The organism is Rhodococcus sp. NPDC054953 (assembly GCF_053609225.1).
The window spans coordinates 52850-66091 of the sequence record NZ_JBSGXD010000015.1; the positions used below are offsets into that span (position 1 = coordinate 52850).

Sequence of the window (13242 nt, forward strand, 5' to 3'; positions counted from 1 at the left end):
GAATGCATGAGGGTTTACGTGCCCGCGACGATCGCGATGTTGCAGCGGTTGGTCGCCGAGGAGGAGCTGAACCCGGTCAGCCGGACCGCGTTCGCGGTGACGCCTGCGTTGCGGGAGTCCTACGCGACCGGTGACGATGACGAGCTCGCCGAGGTGGCGATGACCGAGGCGGCCCGGGCATCGCTGCGGTTGATCGCAACCGAGGCGGGGGAGCGTGAGCGACCCGAGGCCGCCGAGGGCGAGCACCCGGCGGGGTCGGTGATGTATCGGCGGGCGGTGATCGCCGCCGACGTGGACGAGGTGGCGCTGCGCCCGGACCTCGACGACGCGGTGGTCCGGCTCGCGGCCCCGCTGCCGCTGTCCGCGGTGGCGTCGGTGCACGTCGACCTCTCGGATGCGGAGGCCGCGGTCGAGCGGGCCGCCGAGGTCGTCGACGCCGCCGACCTCGGTGACGCGGACGCCGAGTTCGTGCTCGGGGATGCGGAGGACCACGATCTGGCCTGGTATGCCACCCAGGAACTCCCCTTCCTGCTCGACCTGCTCTGAGCGTCCGGCGGAGTGCGTGACAGGCTGCCTCACCTGCGGGTAACCTACGGGCCCGTAACCTCTGCGAGTGGATGGAAGTTTGATGGGCTTGAGGAAGTGGCTCGAGGCGCCGGCGGCCGACGTGTCGGCACCGCGACGGCCGAGTGTGAACATGCTGCGCGGGGCGGTGACCCGGGTGACGACGCCGCTGCTGCCGGACGACTTCCTGCACCTGGCCAATCCGTTGTGGTCGGCCCGCGAACTGCGCGGCAAGGTGGTCGAGGTGCGGACCGAGACCGCGGACTCGGCGACCCTGGTGATCAAGCCGGGCTGGGGCTTCGACTTCGACTACCAGCCCGGTCAGTACATCGGCATCGGGATCCTCGTCGACGGCCGGTTCCACTGGCGCTCCTACTCGTTGACGTCGCCGCCGAGTCGTGAGCACCGGCTGATCACGATCGCGGTGAAGGCGATGCCGGAGGGTCGGCTGTCGAGCCACCTGATCAACGGCGTCCCCGCGGGCACCGTGGTCCGGCTCGCCGCGCCGCAGGGCAACTTCCTGCTGCCCGAGCCGCCGCCGGAGAAGATCCTGTTTCTCACCGCGGGCAGCGGCATCACGCCGGTGATGGCGATGCTGCGGTCGATGGTCCGGCGCGGCACCGTGCCCGACGTGGTGCACGTGCACTCGGCGCCGACCGAGCAGGACGTGATGTTCGGCGACGAACTGGCCGCGCTGCACGACGCGCACCCGAGCTTCGTCTCCCACGTGCAGTGCACGCGCGGCGGTGGCCGGTTCCGGCTCGCCGACCTCGACGAGCTGTACCCGGACTGGCGGGAGCGGCAGACCTGGGCGTGCGGGCCGGTCGAGATGCTTGACGAGGTGGAGCGGGTGTGGGCCGAGGCGGGCCTCACCGACCGCCTGCACACCGAGCGGTTCACGATCGCGCGGGCCGACACCTCCGGGCAGGGCGGCACGGTGACGTTCGCGAAGTCGGACCGCGCCACGGACGTTGACGGCGTCACCACGATTCTGGAGGCGGGTGAGAACCTCGGCGTGCAGATGCCGTTCGGCTGCCGGATGGGCATCTGCCAGACCTGCGTCGCGCCCCTGCTGTCGGGCCACGTCCGCGACCTGCGGTCCGGGCAGGAGCACGGCGAGGGCGAGCGGGTGCAGACGTGCGTCTCGGTCGCGGCCGGCGACTGCACCATCGATCTGTAGCGCCGACGATGGCCATCACGGACATCAGAGAGTTCTCGCACCTAACCGAGGGTGACATCGAGGAGCTCGGCCGGGAACTGGACCGGATCCGCAGGGACGTCGAGCAGTCGCGGGGCGCCGCGGACGCCCGGTACGTCCACAACGTGATTCGGGCCCAGCGGGCACTCGAGATCGGTGGCCGGGCGATCCTGTTCGGCAGCAGGTACCGGCCCGCGTGGATCGCGGGGACCGCGATGCTCGGCCTCGCGAAGATCGTCGAGAACATGGAGCTCGGGCACAACATCGTGCACGGCCAGTGGGACTGGATGAACGACCCGGAGATCCACTCCACGACGTGGGAGTGGGATCAGACCGGGCCGTCGTCGCAGTGGAAGCGGGCGCACAACTACTCGCATCACACCTTCACGAACGTCGTCGGGATGGACGAGGACGTCCAGTTCGGAATCATTCGGATGACCAGGGACGTGCCGTGGCGGCCGATCAATCTGCTGCAGCCGGTCGCCAATGTGGTGCTGGCCGCCGGGTTCGAGTGGGGCATCGCGCTGCACGACTGGAAGATCACCAGGGAGGGGGAGGCGGCGCGGGGGCAGGAACACGTGCGCGCGGTCGACCGGGCGTTCCTGCGCAAGGCGACCCGGCAGGTGGTCAAGGACTACGTGCTGTTCCCGGCGATCACCGGGCCCGCGTGGCGAAGCACCCTGACCGCGAACGCGACCGCGAACCTGATCCGCAACGTGTGGGCGTACGCGGTGATCTTCTGCGGGCATTTCCCCGACGGCGCCGAGAAGTTCACGGTCGCCGAGCAGGAGCGGGAGACCCGACCGGAGTGGTACCTGCGGCAGATGCTGGGCAGCGCGAACATCTCCGGTGGGCGTGCGTTGGACTTCCTGACCGGGAACCTGAGCTTCCAGATCGAGCACCACCTGTTCCCGGACCTGCCCAGCAACCGGCTGCGCGAGGTGTCGGTGCGGGTGCGGGCGCTGTGCGACGAGTACGACCTGCCGTACACGACCGGGCCGCTGTCGCGGCAGTACCTGCTGGCGCTGCGCACCGTGCTCAAGCTGTCCCTCCCGGACCGATTCCTGACCGCGACGTCGGACGATGCGCCGGAAACGTCGTCGGAGCGCAGGTTCGGCGACGGGGGTGCCCCGCGGGTGGATCCGGCGACCGGACGCCGGGTCGGGCTGCGGTCCGCGCTGCGGCGGCTGCGCGGCAGGTGAGGGCGACGCCTGTGATTGACGTCACAGGCCGCCGACGGAAACCTACGCTGGCGTAACCTACGGTACGGTAGGCCGGTAATCGACGAGCAGGACCTGGAGAACGATGGCTATTTCGGACGTCAAGGAATACGCGCACCTCACCGAGGCCGACATCGAGGCCCTCGGTCGGGAGCTGGATGCGATCCGACGCGACATCGAGGCGTCCCGCGGCGAGCGGGACGCCCGGTACCTGCGTAACACCATCCGGCTGCAGCGCTCCCTCGAGGTCGGTGGCCGCGCGGTGCTCTTCGGCAGCCGCAAGCGCCCGTTGTGGGCGCTCGGTGCCGGCATGCTCGGGGTCGCGAAGATCATCGAGAACATGGAGCTCGGGCACAACGTGATGCACGGGCAGTGGGACTGGATGAACGACCCCGAGGTGCACTCGAGCAGCTGGGAGTGGGACGTGGTCGGCCCGTCCGCCCACTGGAAGCAGACCCACAACTACCTGCACCACAAGTACACCAACATCCTCGGCATGGACGACGACGTGGGATATGGGCTGCTGCGCGTCACCCGGGATCAGCGGTGGAAGCCGTTCAATGCGGGGAACCTCGTCTACAACACCCTGCTCGCGCTGTTCTTCGAGTTCGGCATCGCCGCCCAGCATGTCGAGCTCGGCAAGGTCGCGAAGGGGCGGGACGACCGCGAGGAAACCAAGCGCAAGCTGCGCGAGGTCCGCGACAAGATGGGCAAGCAGCTGCTCAAGGACTACGTCGTCTTCCCCGCGCTGACCGGCAGGGCGTGGAAGTCGACGATGAGCGCGAACTTCACCGCGAATGTGATCCGCAACGTGTGGACCAACGCCGTTATTTTCTGTGGGCACTTCCCGGACGGCGCCGAGAAGTTCACCAAGGCCGACGTCGACAACGAGACGCAGGCCCAGTGGTACCTGCGGCAGATGCTCGGCAGCGCAAACATTTCGGGCGGCCGCGCCATGGACTTCATGACCGGCAACCTCAGCTACCAGATCGAGCATCACATCTTCCCGGATCTGCCGTCGAACCGCTACGCGGAGATCGCGGTGCGGGTCCGCGAACTGTGCGACAAGTACGACCTGCCGTACACCACGGGGCCGCTGCTGGTGCAGTACGGGAAGGCGTGGCGCACCATCGCCAAGCTGTCGCTGCCGAACACGTACCTCACCGACACCACGGACGACGCGCCGGAGACCGCCTCCGAGCGCAAGTGGGAGGGCCGCGAGGCCGTCCTCACCCGGGATCCGGCGACCGGGCGTTCGCGCGGGCTCAAGACCGCGATCCGGGAGAGCAGGAAGCGGCGCGGGCTGCGGAAGCTGTTGCCCCGCTGACCATCCGGCGGGCTCGGCAGGCCGAGACGTCGACGCGTGCATGCGCAGGTGGACCCGCCCGTGACGGTGGGTCCACCTGCGCGTCACGACCACCCGGTGGATCCGGGGTCGCTCGCGGAGCCGGAGGTGGCTACTCGGGAGGCTCGTTGGAGGAGCCGACGATCGACGACCCGAGGTCGATGAGGGTGGCGAAGATGCTCCTGACATCGCCGAAGATGGCCGAACCTGCGTCGATGACGTCCTCGAAACTACCCATCTGAGTTACTCCTTGTCTCGTGACGGCGGGGAAATCCAGCCTGTGTCGTGACCTGAGCTGATTCGAATCAGATTGAGCTCGTACAGCGTAAACACAGGGACCGGGGTGTGGCATCCCGGGCGGGCCGCGGTGGCCGAATCGTGATCTCGCCCGGTGATGCCGCCGGTCTCACCAGGTTTCGTTCGACGACAGCGCCACCAGCAGCTGTCGGACCGCGCCGGCGCGGCGCGCTGCCTGCCCGTCGAGTCGGTCCAGCGCGCACTCGGGGTCCGCGGGCGGCCCGAGATGGGTGCACCCGCGGGGGCAGTCCTCGATCGCGGACGCCAGGTCGGCGAACGCGCCCATCACGTCGTCGGGCGAGATGTGGGCGAGGCCGAACGACCGGATGCCGGGGGTGTCGATCACCCAGCCGCGGGGCGCCCCCTCCAGGGCGCTGGCGCGGATCGGCAGCGGCAGCGCGACGGACTGCGTCGAGGTGTGCCTGCCCTTGCCCACCCCGGACACCACCCCGGTCGCCCGATCTGCCTCCGGGACAAGGCGATTGACGAGCGTCGACTTGCCGACACCGGAATGGCCGATCAGTGCGGTGACCGTCCCCGCCAGAATGCGCTCGACGGTGTCCAGGGGTTCCGAGGTTCCGGCCAATACCACCGGGACGTCGAGGTCCTCGAAGGCCGCCGCGAACTCGCGGTGATCGGCGAGATCGCCCTTCGTCAGGCAGAGGATCGGATCGAGTCCGCCGACATAGGCGGCGACCAGTGCTCGCTCCACAAAGCCGGTCCGCGGCGGCGGGTCGGCGAGCGCGACCACGATCAGCAACTGCGAGGCGTTCGCGACCACGACCCGCTCGTAGGGGTCGGTGTCGTCGGCGGTCCGGCGCAGCACGGTGGCCCGGTCCTCGACCCGCACGATTCGGGCCAGGGTATCCACGCGTCCCGACACGTCGCCGACCACGCCGACCCGGTCCCCGACGACGATCGGGGTGCGGCCGAGTTCCCGCGCCCGCATCGCGACGACCGGGCGGTCGGGGTCGTCGCCCAGCACGCAGCCCCACCGGCCGCGGTCGACGGAGACGACCATCGCGGACTCGGCGGACCGGTGCTCCGGCCGCTTCTTGGTGCGGGGTCGTGAGCCCTTGCCCGGGCGGACCCGGACATCGGACTCGTCGTACCGGCGCGCGCTCAGGAGGATGCCCCGATGCGATCGGAAAGCATGTCCGCCCACAGCTTCTCGAAGCCGGGGAGGGTCTTCGCTGTGGTCTCCACGTCGTCGACGTGGACGCCGTCGACGACCAGCCCGACGATCGCACCCGCGGTGGCCATCCGGTGATCCGCGTACGAGCCCCACTCGCCCCCGTGCAGCGGTCGCGGGTCGATGTGCAGGCCGTCCGCGGTCTCGGTTGCCGCGCCGCCGAGGTTGTTGATCTCGGCGGACAGCGCTGCGAGCCGGTCGGTTTCGTGCCCGCGCAGGTGGGCGATGCCACGCAGCGTCGACGGCGAGTCGGCGAGCGCGGCGAGCGCGGCGACCGTGGGGGTGAGCTCGCCGACGTCGTGCAGGTCGACGTCGATGCCGTGCAGGCGGTCCGGTCCGGTGACCGTCAGCACCGAATCATCAAGGGACACGGCGGCCCCCATGTCGGTGAGGATGCCGCGGATCGCGTCACCGGGCTGGGTCGTCGACGCGGGCCACCGCGGCACGCTCACCACGCCACCCGTCACCGCGGCCGCCGCGAGGAACGGGGTCGCGTTCGACAGGTCGGGTTCGACCACCCAGTCCACCGCGGCGACGGGTCCCGGCTCGACCCGCCAGATCACCTGCCCCCCCGCGGCGGGGGTGTGCACCCGCACCCCGGCGGTGCGCAGCATCTCCACGGTCATGTCGATGTGCGGCATCGACGGCACCGCCGCGCCCGCATGGCGCACCACGACGCCGTCGGTGAACCGCGCCGCGGACAGCAGCAGGCCGGACACGAACTGCGACGACCCGGACGCGTCGATCGTCACCTCACCGCCCGCGACGGCGCCGCGGCCGGTGACGGTGAACGGCAGTCCGTCGCCGTCGATCGACACACCGAGGCCGCGCAGCGCGTCGAGGATGGTGCCGAGGGGGCGGCTGCGGGCCTGCTCGTCACCGTCGAACGCGACCGCGCCGTCGGCGAAGGCCGCCACCGGGGGCAGGAATCGCATCACGGTGCCGGCAAGGCCGCAGTCCACGCCAGCGCCGTGCAGCGGCCCCGGCGTGACGCGCAGGGTGGTGGGGGAGTCGAGTTCGGTGATGTCGACGCCGAGCGCGCGCAGGGCATCGATCATCAGGTCGGTGTCGCGGCTGCGGAGGGTTCCGGTGACGGTGGACGGCCCGTCGGCGAGCGCGGCGAGGATCAGCGCCCGGTTGGTGATCGACTTCGACCCCGGCAGGGTCACGGTCGCGTGCACGGGCGATACGGCTCGGGGCGCTCTCCACAGACTCACGGCCACCATCTTCCCGCATCGGGCGGCACGCCGGTCGGCACGCCCCCTGCACGTGTCGGTGCGGGCGACCAGAATGGACGGCATGTGCGGGAGATATGCGACCACGGTCGACCCGGCCCTGCTCGCGGTCGAACTTGATGCGGTCGACGAGACCGGGTCGGCGCCGCCGCGGCCGACCGAGCGGTACAACGTCGCGCCGACCGACCCGGTGCTCGCCGTCGTCGCCCGGCACGACCGGGAACACCCCGACGCCGACCCGACGCGGCGGATCCGGCGGATGCGGTGGGGGCTGGTGCCGCCGTGGACGAAGGCGGGCGAGGACGGTGCGCCGGTCCGGTCGGCGCCGCTGTTCAACGCCCGCGCCGACACCGCACCGACGAAGCCAGCGTTCCGGGCCGCGGTGCGGGGTAAGCGGGCGCTGATCCCGATGGACGGCTGGTACGAGTGGACGACCGAGCCGACCGCGGCGGGCAAGGCGGTGAAGGTCCCGCACTACCTGACCCCGGCCGACGGGTCGCGGCTGTTCATGGCCGGGCTCTGGTCGGTGTGGCACGACCCCGCGGCCCGGGCTGGCGCGAGCGTCCCGCTGCTCAGCTGCACGATCCTGACCACCGACGCGGTCGGGGAACTGCGGTCCGTGCACGATCGGATGCCGCTGATCCTCACCCCGGACCACTGGGACCGCTGGCTCGACCCCGACGGTGAGGACCCCGGCGACCTGCTCGCCGGGGTCTCCGAGGCGGTCGCGGCGGGCATCGAGATCCGGCGCGTCTCGGACCGCGTCAACAGCGTCCGCAACGACGGCGCCGACCTGATCGCGCCCGCCGCGCCGCCCGGCACCGCCGTCGGCGAGCAGATCAGCCTGCTCTGATCCCCGCGTGCGTTCCCTAATGTCACATTGGCTTACCTGGCGACCCCCAATGTGACATTACGGAACCTTGGGTGAGGGTGCGGGGGAGGCGAGGTCGCTGACCTCGGCAACCAGTTCCAGCGACCGCAGCCACGCGGACCGGTCCGTTGCCGAGGAGACGACCATCAGCTCGTCGGCGCCGGTGCGTGCGGTGAACGTGTCGAGGTAGTCGCGCACCTGCTGCGCGGTGCCGACCGCGGTGTACCGCAGCATCTGCAGCACCTGCTGGCCCGCCGGCGAGGTGAGGACGAGGTCCGTCTCCTCCGGCGTGAAGGTGCGGCCGCGGCCGACGAACAGTTGGACCCGCTTGCGTTGGGTCGCGGTGAACAGGGCCTGCGCCTCGTCCTCGGTGTCGGCGGCGATGACGTTGACGGCCGCGATCACGTACGGCTCCGCGAGCTGCGCCGACGGGCGGAACTCGCGGCGGTAGATCGCGATCGCGTCGTCGAGGGCGTTGGGGGCGAAATGTGAGGCGAACGCGTACGGCAGGCCGAGCATCGCCGCGAGTTTCGCGCCGAACAGCGACGAGCCGAGGATGTACAGCGGCACGTTCGTGCCCTTGCCCGGGGTGGCCTCGATGCCCGCCACCCGGGTCGGGCCGGTGAGGTAGCCCTGCAGTTCGAGGACGTCCTGCGGGAAGGAGTCGGCGGACGACGGGTCCCGGCGCAGCGCCCGCATCGTCTGCTGGTCGCTGCCCGGGGCGCGGCCGAGTCCGAGGTCGATGCGGCCCGGATGCAGTTCGGCGAGGGTGCCGAACTGTTCGGCGATGGTCAGCGGCGCGTGGTTCGGCAGCATGACGCCACCGGATCCGAGCCGGATGGACTCGGTGTTCGCGGCGATGTGCGCGATCAGGACGCTCGTCGCCGACGAGGCAATCGACGGCATGTTGTGGTGTTCTGCGTACCAGATACGTTGGTAGCCTTGTCGTTCCGCGGCCCGGGCCATCTCGACGCTGGCGCGGAAGCTGTCCCGGGCGTGCTCGCCGTCGCCGATCTGCGCGAGGTCGAGGATGGAGAGCGGAACGGTCACGAGGGCACCGGCTTTCTGACACGGACACATGGTTGCCACGTGCAACGGTTTCGCCGGGCGGGTTTGTTCCCGACGGGTCAGCCCGCGGTGATCGGCGCCAGCACCGCCCCGGTCAACCGAACCAGGTCCCGCGGGTCCAGGTCGATCTCCAGGCCGCGGCGGCCCGCGCTGCACAGCACCCGATCCCAGTCGGTGGCGGACGCGTCGATCACCGTCGGCAGCGTCCGGCGCTGCCCCAGCGGGGAGATGCCGCCGAGCACGTAGCCCGTCGACCGCTCCGCGTCCGCCTGCTCCGCCATCACCGCCTTCCCCGCGCCGAGTGCCGCGGCGGCCGCCTTGAGCGACAGCTTCGACGGGACCGGGAGCACCGCGACCGCGAGTTTGCCGTCCGAGGTCTTGATCACCAGCGTCTTGAGGATCTGCGCGGCGTCAAGGCCGAGCTCTCCCGTCAGCGCATCGACGGCCTCGGTGCCGTAGGAGGCGTTGGTCGGGTCGTGGTCGTATCCGTGGACGCGATGCGGAACCTTGGCCTTGACCAGGGTCTGGGTCGCCGGGGTTGCGGAGCCTGCCATGCCTGAAGACTGTAGGGCCGCGGGCGGTGGTCGTTGCGGTGGGGAACAGTCTTCGCCGTCGGGGCGTTGCACCGGGCACGTTGGTCCATGTCGGAAGGAGCCGCCGGTGTCGGTGCAATGCCTCGAACGTCCCGCAGCGAGGAAGGTCGTGAGGGGCGCTGATCGACAGCCCGTCGGGCCGGTGGCGGTAGCCTTGATCTCTGACGAGAGCGAAGGGATCACCGTGCCCAACGACCTGAGCGAACCCCGAGACACCGGCCCGGATGTTGGCGCCGCAGGTGAGACGGAGGCCGAGCTGACGCAGCGATTCGAGCGGGACGCGTTGCCGTTGCTCGACCAGCTGTACGGCGCCGCGCTGCGGATGACCCGCAACCCCGCCGACGCGGAGGACCTGGTGCAGGAGACGTACGTCAAGGCGTACTCCGCGTTCCGTTCCTTCAAGGAGGGCACCAACCTCAAGGCGTGGCTGTACCGCATCCTGACCAACACGTACATCAACTCGTATCGGAAGAAGCAGAGGCAGCCCGCGCAGTACCCGACCGACGAGATCACCGACTGGCAGCTCGCCGCCACCGCCGAGCACACCTCGCAGGGTCTGCGGTCGGCGGAGGTGGAGGCGCTCGATGCGCTGCCCGACGACGAGATCAAGAACGCGCTGCAGCAGCTGCCGGAGGAGTTCCGGATGGCCGTCTACTACGCGGACGTCGAAGGGTTCCCGTATAAGGAGATCGCCGAGATCATGGGTACCCCGATCGGAACGGTCATGTCGCGGCTGCACCGCGGCAGGAAGCAACTGCGCGGGCTGCTCGCCGATGTCGCCCGCGAACGCGGATTCAACCGCGGCGCCACCACAACAACCACAGGCCAGGAGCAGGAGGCGTCCCGGTGAGCGAGCAGAACGAATTCGAGCGGCTCGACTGCTCCGCCGTGATCGCCGACGTCTGGCTGATGCTCGACAACGAATGCGACGAGCGCACCCGCGCCCGGCTGCAGCAGCACATGGAGGACTGCGGCTCCTGCTTCGAGGCCTACGGCATCGAGGCGAAGGTGAAGTCGCTGCTCTCGCGCAAGTGCGGCGGCGAGCACGCGCCGGAGGGCCTCCGGCAGCGGCTGCGGATTCAGCTGAGCCAGACCACGATCGTCACCCGCATCGATCCCGCGCAGTAGCAAGGACGTCGAACGGGCGGTTACCGGAACATCACCCGAGAGGGGGACGCGGTAACCGCCCGTTCGGCGTTACTGGCTTCGTCTACGCGCTCAGGCGTTGGGACGCTTGCCGTGGTTTGCGGCACTGCCCTTGCGGCTGCGCTTCTTGCGACCACGCTTACCCATGGTTGTCTCCCTTCTTGTCCGATCTCGCTCGGGGACATTCTTCCACGTGTGGTTGGCTGTACTTCCACTGGTAGGTCCCAACACAAGCGAGGTGCTCGATGGCCGAAGACGTGCGCGCCGAAATGGTCTCCACCGTCTTCCAGGTGGTTGTCGCCGCCGGTGACGCGGTGAAGGAGGGGGACACCCTCGTGATCCTGGAGTCGATGAAGATGGAGATCCCGGTGATCGCGGAGGTCGACGGCACCGTCACCTCGGTCGACGTCGCGGTCGGCGACGTCATTCAGCAGGGCGACCTGATCGCCGTCATCTCCTGACCCGCGCCGCCGATGTCGACCCTCAGTGACCTGCTCGCCGAGCACACCGAACTCCCCGGTGAGGGCGTTGACCACCTCCAGCGGGTGGTCGGGGAGTGGCAACTGCTTGCGGACCTGTCGTTCGCCGACGTGCTGCTCTGGGTCTCCACCGACGCCGGGCTCGCCGAGCCGGACGAGGATGCCCGGCTGGTGTGCGTCGCCCAGTGTCGTCCCACGACCGCGCCGACGGCGTTCGCGGAGGACGCGGTGGGCTGGGTGGTCTCGGACAGCGAGCATCCGCACGTGCGGCAGGCGCTCACCGAGTGGCGGATCGTGCGGGTGCAGGACTCCGGGGGAGGCAACCCGGTGCGCCGCGAGGCCATCCCGGTGCGCTGCAACGGGGACGTGATCGCGGTGCTGAGCCGCGACACCAACCCGACGCAGCAGCGGCAGTCGAGCCCGCTGGAGGTGGCCTACCTCGACTGCGCGGCCGAGCTGTGCCAGATGATCAGCGAGGGCACCTTCCCGACGCCGGAGGAGCAGAGCGAGATCCTGTCCAGCCCCCGGGCCGGGGACGGCTTCATCCGGCTCGACCCGGACGGCATCGTCGTCTACGCGAGCCCGAACTCACTGTCGGCGTATCACCGGATGGGGCTGACCACGACCACGCTCAAGGGTCGGGACCTGGCCGCGGTGACCCGCACCCTGATCACCGACCCGTTCGACGCGCAGGATGTCGCCACCGACATTCGCGCCGCCCTCGCCGGGAAGGCGGGCAAGCGGATGGAGGTCGAGGCGCGCGGGGCGATCGTGCTGCTGCGCACGCTGGTGTTGCGGCCCGGCGGAAACCCGGCGGGCGCCGTGGTCCTGATTCGGGATGTCACCGAGGTCAAACGCCGCGACCGGGCTCTGCTCAGCAAGGACGCCACCATCCGGGAGATCCACCACCGGGTGAAGAACAACCTGCAGACGGTGGCCGCGCTGCTGCGATTGCAGGCCCGCCGCACCCAGAACGACGAGGCGCGGCTGGCGCTCGCCGAGTCGGTGCGCCGGGTCACCTCGATTGCGCTCGTCCACGACATCCTGTCGATGTCCGTCGACGAGGAGGTCAACCTCGACGAGGTCGTCGACCGGCTGGTGCCGATCATGGCGGACGTGGCCGCGGTCAACAGCACGGTGCAGATCCGCCGGGAGGGCAGTTTCGGGGTGTTTCCCGCGGAGCGGGCCACACCGCTGGTGATGGTGCTGACCGAGCTGGTGCAGAACGCCATCGAGCACGGGTACGAGCCGGGACAGGACGGGACGGTGACGCTGCGGGCGACGCGGTCGGCGCGCTGGCTGGACGTGGTGATCCACGACGACGGGACGGGCCTGCCCGACGGTTTCAGCCTGGAGCGCTCGGAGAGCCTGGGCCTGCAGATCGTGCGGACCCTGGTGTCCGCGGAACTCGGTGGCTCGCTCGGGTTGCGCCCGGCTCGGCGCGGTGGTGGAACGGAGGCGGCGTTGCGGGTTCCGTTGGGGCGCCGTGCCGCCACCCGCGTGTGACCGTCGCTCGGTGTGAACAGCGCTGAGGCCCGGCACCTTTCGGTGCCGGGCCTCAGTGACGACAGCTGTGTGTCAGACCGCGCTGCGAGCCCGGGTGCGTGCGTTCCGCCGCTTGAGCGCGCGCCGCTCATCCTCGCTCATGCCGCCCCACACGCCCGCGTCCTGACCCGACTCGAGGGCCCACGACAGGCAATCGGCGGTCACGGGGCAGCGGTTGCACACCAGCTTGGCGTCCGCGATCTGCGCGATGGCCGGTCCACTGTTGCCCACAGGGAAGAACAACTCCGGGTCCTCGTCCCGACAGATTGCCTTGTGGCGCCAGTCCATCCTTCTGCTCCTTTACCGGGTGCATCGCACCGTGTCGTCTGTGTGTTCGTTGGCAGCGGACTGGCTCCGGAAGTCGGGCCGTCACGCACCGTTGCGTATCGCGTCGTTCATGCGCGGTTGAGTCGAATGTTTCCGCGCTGTTGCTTGTGAATGCTTTCACGAACGCGCAGGAAGTCAATAGAAAATGGCCCGTCCGTGGGG

Annotated in this window: 16 protein-coding genes; 9 read left to right on the forward strand and 7 right to left on the reverse strand. The window is 69.9% G+C overall.

The window, feature by feature from the left end; all coding sequences use genetic code 11:
* Positions 1-6: 6 nt before the first annotated feature.
* The 4 genes from ACWF62_RS12345 to ACWF62_RS12360 all read left to right on the forward strand — a co-directional run bounded on the left by ACWF62_RS12345 (position 7) and on the right by ACWF62_RS12360 (position 4309).
* Entirely contained in the window at positions 7-546 is a 540-nt protein-coding gene (locus ACWF62_RS12345) for a DUF6912 family protein (protein WP_378506943.1), read from the forward strand.
* A gap of 82 nt (positions 547-628) precedes the next feature.
* Positions 629-1744 carry a ferredoxin reductase gene (locus ACWF62_RS12350; RefSeq protein WP_452630185.1) on the forward strand — a complete coding sequence of 372 codons (1116 nt, stop codon included), beginning with the start codon at positions 629-631 and terminating at the stop codon, positions 1742-1744.
* An 8-nt stretch (positions 1745-1752) separates the two neighbouring features.
* On the forward strand, positions 1753-2964 hold the full coding sequence (locus ACWF62_RS12355; protein WP_378506945.1) for a fatty acid desaturase family protein: 1212 nt from the start codon (positions 1753-1755) through the stop codon (positions 2962-2964).
* Positions 2965-3067: 103 nt separating this feature from the next.
* Positions 3068-4309 (forward strand): fatty acid desaturase family protein, encoded by a 1242-nt coding sequence (locus ACWF62_RS12360; RefSeq protein WP_378570303.1) that lies wholly within the window; start codon positions 3068-3070, stop codon positions 4307-4309.
* Positions 4310-4439: 130 nt separating this feature from the next.
* Here the strand turns inward: ACWF62_RS12360 and ACWF62_RS12365 are convergent, their stop codons facing one another.
* From ACWF62_RS12365 to aroA, 3 genes are all read right to left on the reverse strand, one after another.
* Entirely contained in the window at positions 4440-4565 is a 126-nt protein-coding gene (locus ACWF62_RS12365; RefSeq protein ID WP_378506947.1) for a hypothetical protein, read from the reverse strand.
* Between the two features lie 168 nt (positions 4566-4733).
* Positions 4734-5789: a ribosome small subunit-dependent GTPase A gene (rsgA, locus tag ACWF62_RS12370; RefSeq protein ID WP_452630186.1), complete on the reverse strand. Its 1056-nt coding sequence runs from the start codon at positions 5787-5789 to the stop codon at positions 4734-4736.
* Positions 5747-7042, reverse strand: coding sequence for a 3-phosphoshikimate 1-carboxyvinyltransferase (aroA, locus tag ACWF62_RS12375; protein ID WP_452630187.1), 1296 nt, complete (start codon positions 7040-7042; stop codon positions 5747-5749). The genes rsgA and aroA overlap by 43 nt, the downstream gene beginning before the upstream one ends.
* Before the next feature lie 73 nt (positions 7043-7115).
* Here aroA and ACWF62_RS12380 point away from each other — a divergent pair, with 73 nt between their 5' ends.
* A complete protein-coding gene (locus ACWF62_RS12380; protein ID WP_378506950.1) occupies positions 7116-7904 on the forward strand; it encodes an SOS response-associated peptidase in 789 nt (262 codons plus the stop codon).
* Between the two features lie 57 nt (positions 7905-7961).
* On the opposite strand, the gene ACWF62_RS12385 is transcribed toward ACWF62_RS12380, so the two are convergent.
* On the reverse strand, positions 7962-8972 hold the full coding sequence (locus ACWF62_RS12385; protein ID WP_378506951.1) for an LLM class flavin-dependent oxidoreductase: 1011 nt from the start codon (positions 8970-8972) through the stop codon (positions 7962-7964).
* Positions 8973-9049: 77 nt separating this feature from the next.
* On the reverse strand, positions 9050-9544 hold the full coding sequence (gene ybaK / locus ACWF62_RS12390; RefSeq protein ID WP_452630188.1) for a Cys-tRNA(Pro) deacylase: 495 nt from the start codon (positions 9542-9544) through the stop codon (positions 9050-9052).
* Positions 9545-9779: 235 nt separating this feature from the next.
* Here ybaK and ACWF62_RS12395 point away from each other — a divergent pair, with 235 nt between their 5' ends.
* A complete protein-coding gene (locus ACWF62_RS12395) occupies positions 9780-10433 on the forward strand; it encodes a sigma-70 family RNA polymerase sigma factor (RefSeq protein WP_378507047.1) in 654 nt (217 codons plus the stop codon).
* Complete coding sequence (gene rsrA, locus ACWF62_RS12400) at positions 10430-10711, forward strand: mycothiol system anti-sigma-R factor (protein WP_378506953.1); 282 nt, start codon at positions 10430-10432, stop codon at positions 10709-10711. Before ACWF62_RS12395 ends, rsrA begins: the two co-directional genes overlap by 4 nt.
* Before the next feature lie 90 nt (positions 10712-10801).
* Here the strand turns inward: rsrA and ACWF62_RS12405 are convergent, their stop codons facing one another.
* Positions 10802-10876, reverse strand: a complete 75-nt coding sequence (locus tag ACWF62_RS12405; protein WP_095887907.1) for a 50S ribosomal protein bL37 — start codon at positions 10874-10876, stop codon at positions 10802-10804.
* Between the two features lie 98 nt (positions 10877-10974).
* Here ACWF62_RS12405 and ACWF62_RS12410 point away from each other — a divergent pair, with 98 nt between their 5' ends.
* Together ACWF62_RS12410 and ACWF62_RS12415 are read left to right on the forward strand one after the other, a co-directional pair.
* A complete protein-coding gene (locus ACWF62_RS12410) occupies positions 10975-11190 on the forward strand; it encodes a biotin/lipoyl-binding carrier protein (RefSeq protein WP_378506954.1) in 216 nt (71 codons plus the stop codon).
* A gap of 12 nt (positions 11191-11202) precedes the next feature.
* The gene (locus tag ACWF62_RS12415; RefSeq protein ID WP_378506955.1) at positions 11203-12714 is read left to right on the forward strand and encodes a sensor histidine kinase; all 1512 of its coding nucleotides are present in this window, start codon (positions 11203-11205) and stop codon (positions 12712-12714) included.
* Positions 12715-12786: 72 nt separating this feature from the next.
* On the opposite strand, the gene ACWF62_RS12420 is transcribed toward ACWF62_RS12415, so the two are convergent.
* Positions 12787-13041, reverse strand: a complete 255-nt coding sequence (locus tag ACWF62_RS12420; protein ID WP_007537924.1) for a WhiB family transcriptional regulator — start codon at positions 13039-13041, stop codon at positions 12787-12789.
* Positions 13042-13242: the final 201 nt, after the last annotated feature.